Source organism: Hyphomicrobiales bacterium, from assembly GCA_030688605.1.
In the GTDB taxonomy this organism is placed as follows: Bacteria; Pseudomonadota; Alphaproteobacteria; order Rhizobiales; family NORP267; genus JAUYJB01.
Genome location: JAUYJB010000068.1, coordinates 1 through 3,017, shown reverse-complemented (window position 1 = coordinate 3,017; position 3,017 = coordinate 1). Strand labels below are relative to the sequence as shown.

The 3,017-nt window shown below is 65.9% G+C and carries 3 protein-coding genes; 2 read left to right on the top strand and 1 reads right to left on the bottom strand.

What is annotated here, in order from left to right; genetic code table 11:
- Window positions 1-297 precede the first annotated feature (297 nt).
- On the top strand, window positions 298-1,440 hold the full coding sequence (locus tag Q8P46_08070; GenBank protein MDP2620118.1) for a DUF2336 domain-containing protein: 1,143 nt from the start codon (window positions 298-300) through the stop codon (window positions 1,438-1,440).
- Window positions 1,441-1,473: 33 nt separating this feature from the next.
- On the opposite strand, the gene Q8P46_08065 is transcribed toward Q8P46_08070, so the two are convergent.
- Window positions 1,474-2,265, bottom strand: a complete 792-nt coding sequence (locus Q8P46_08065) for an NAD kinase (protein ID MDP2620117.1) — start codon at window positions 2,263-2,265, stop codon at window positions 1,474-1,476.
- A gap of 93 nt (window positions 2,266-2,358) precedes the next feature.
- On the opposite strand from Q8P46_08065, the gene cutA reads away from it, so the two are divergent.
- On the top strand, window positions 2,359-2,706 hold the full coding sequence (cutA, locus tag Q8P46_08060) for a divalent-cation tolerance protein CutA (protein MDP2620116.1): 348 nt from the start codon (window positions 2,359-2,361) through the stop codon (window positions 2,704-2,706).
- The last annotated feature ends 311 nt before the right edge of the window (window positions 2,707-3,017 follow it).

The window sequence follows — 3,017 nt, the reverse complement described above, 5'->3', positions numbered from 1 at the left end:
CGCGGTCTTTGCCGCCTACCGCATGACCCGGCGGGCGCCGGTACCGCCGGAAGAGCGCGGCGAGTTCGTCACCGTGTCGTTACGGGCAACCCCGGTGGCGGCGGCCGCCGCCGTCGAGGAGGCGGCGTCGGGCAGCGAGGCGACCTCGAAGTAGCGGCAGCCGGCGCCGTCCCCGTCCCGTTATGGTGAACGTTTCCTTAAGCATTCCAACCCATGCTGCGCGATTGGCCGGGCACGCGTGTCGTCCAGCAGGCTGTGACAGGCACTTTAGCGTCGGGGGAAGGTCACAGTTGCGCGATGATTACACAACCATTCCTGGCTCTGTTATCGGTTAGCGACTCGCGCCAGCGGGTCGTTGCCGTCGGGCCGTTGGTGCGGGCATTCGTTTCGCCGAAGCTGAACGCGGTCAGCCGCGACGAGATCGGCGCCGGCTTGGTTGGCATTCTCGATGATCCCAACCCGGTCGTGCGCCGCGCGCTGGCCGAGGCGATCGCAGATCATGCGGAGGCGCCGCACCATATCGTCGCGGCGCTGGCCTCCGATCAGATCGCGGTCTGCGCCCCGGTGGTGCAGCGCTCGACGGTGCTGCGCGATCGCGACCTGGTCGAACTCATCGGAGAGGGCGAGGCGGCAACGCAAATGCTGATCGCGAGCCGCGCGCGTGTCTCGGCGCCGGTCGCAGCCGCGCTGATCGAAGTGGCGGGCGGCGAGGCCTGTGTGAAGCTGTTGGAAAATCCCGGAGCGAGCATTCTTCCCGAAGGCTTTGCGCGGCTTGCCGAACGCCACGCCATGGATCCGGCGGTACGGGCGACCATGCTGGCGCGCAGCGACCTGCCGGTCCATGTCCGCCAGGGCCTAACGATTGCGCTTTGCGATGCGCTTGGCGATCTCGGCATGGTCAAGGACGTGGTGCGGCCGGAGCGGGCGCAGCGCTTCTTGCGCGAAGCCTGGGAACGGGTCAGCGTCGATCTTGCCGCAAGCTGCGGCCCAAGCGAGCGGCAAGTCCTGATCGGGTATTTGGACGCCACCGGTCATCTGAGTGCCGGACTGATCCTGCGGGCACTGGTGAACGGCAATGTCGCCTTTCTGGAGGACTGTTTCGCTTTCCTCTCCGGGCTGCCGGCGCGGCGGGTGGCACGGCTCATCCATGATCGCCACGGGCCCGGATTCCGGGCGCTTTACGAGCGGGCGAGCCTGCCGCCGAACTTGTTTTGGGGCTTCAGGATCGCCGTCGATACGGTCCTGGAAGCGATCGGCCGCGGCGTCGATCTGACCTATCCATCGTCGCGGAAACCGGTGATCGAGGCGATTCTCGCCGCCTATGGCGCCGGGGAGGGGCGCGATCTCGATGGTCTTTCCGGCCTCATGTCGCGGCTTGCCGACGATGCCGGGCGCGAGGAGGCGCGGGCGGTCTATTGGCAGGATGCCGCCGCCGCTTAGGTTCGGTCGAACGCTGGGGCACGAAGCAGGCAATCAGTAACGGAACTGCTCGCGCAGGGTTCGCTCGTCGAGATTGTGGCCGGGGTCGAACAGCAGGTAAATCGTCTTGTCGGTGTCCTCGAACGTCTCGACCCAGTCGATATTGCGGAATTCGGTGTGATCGGCGGCGGCGCTGACCGGCCGCTTGTGAGATTCCAGAACGTCAATGCGGATGCGCGCCTTGTTGGAGAGCAGCGCGCCGCGCCAGCGGCGCGGGCGGAACGGGCTGATCGGGGTCATGGCCAGAAGGGGCGCGCCGATCGGCACGATCGGGCCATCGGCGGAGAGATTATAGGCGGTACTGCCCGCCGGCGTAGCGACCAGCACGCCGTCACAGATGAGCTCGCGCAGCCGCAACTCGCCATCGATCGAAATTCGCAGCTTGGACGCCTGATAGGTCTGTCGCCACAGCGACACTTCGTTGATGGCATGGGCGGTATGCTTGCGGCCCTTGAGGTCGGTCGCGTGCATGATCAGCGGATGGATCTCGCTCCGCACCGCGGCGGCCAGACGCTCATGAAGGTGGTCTTCGTTGTATTCGTTCATCAGAAAGCCGATCGAGCCCCGATGCATGCCGTAGATCGGCTTTCCCGAGCTCATGAAGCGGCGTGCCGTGCGCAGCATCAAGCCGTCGCCGCCGAGCGCGACGATGACATCGGCGGCCCGCGGCGCGACACTGCCGTAGCGCTCGGCAAGGCGCGCCGCAGCCGCCTGTGCCTCGGCAATTTCGCTCGCTACGAAGGCGATCTTCTCCAGTTTCGTTTCCGCTCCGCGTGGGTTTACCATATCCGCTGACTCGCGATCGCAATTCCGGCACTATACCGCCAGTTGGCGGGCAGAGCGACAGAGGCGAAACGGCGCGGGTCGCGGAGAGTGGGAATGGCGGAAAGCGCGGATCAACCGGTCTTCATCTACACGACCTTTGCCTCCAGGGACGATGCCGAGAAGGTGGGCGGGGCGCTCGTTGCAGAGCGAATTGCCGCCTGCGTCAACATCTTTCCGGGCATGGTATCGATCTATGAATGGGAGGGAACGCCGGAGCGCACCTCCGAGGTCGCGATGCTGATCAAGACCCGGCGCGGTGTCCTCGAGGAAGCCATCGCCGGATTGCGCGCACGCCATCCCTATGAGCTACCTGCGATCCTGGTCATTCCCACCGAGGGCGGCAGCGCCGAGTACAGCGCCTGGATCGCGCAGATGACAACGGCCGAAACCACCGCCGAGTGAGCGGCCGGCAATCGTCCCGGCGCCTCGATGGCTTCCTCACGCCACTGATATTACTGGAGAATTCCCCCACGCAGACCCCCAACTGCTTGGCGGGGGGCGGGGCGCAACAACCTAGAGCGGTGCATGGTTATAGGGAACCATTTGTCCGGGATGATTTTTCGCCGTGGCCAGGCGCGGCTCGCCGGGCGATGCGGTGCATCGGCCAACAGCCGCAACACCGCCACGGCGCAAAAGAACCCGGCCTTCGGTGGGCCAAATCGGCCCACCGGGTTCGTTGCCGCGCTCGCCCGATATCCCGTATCGCGCGTCGC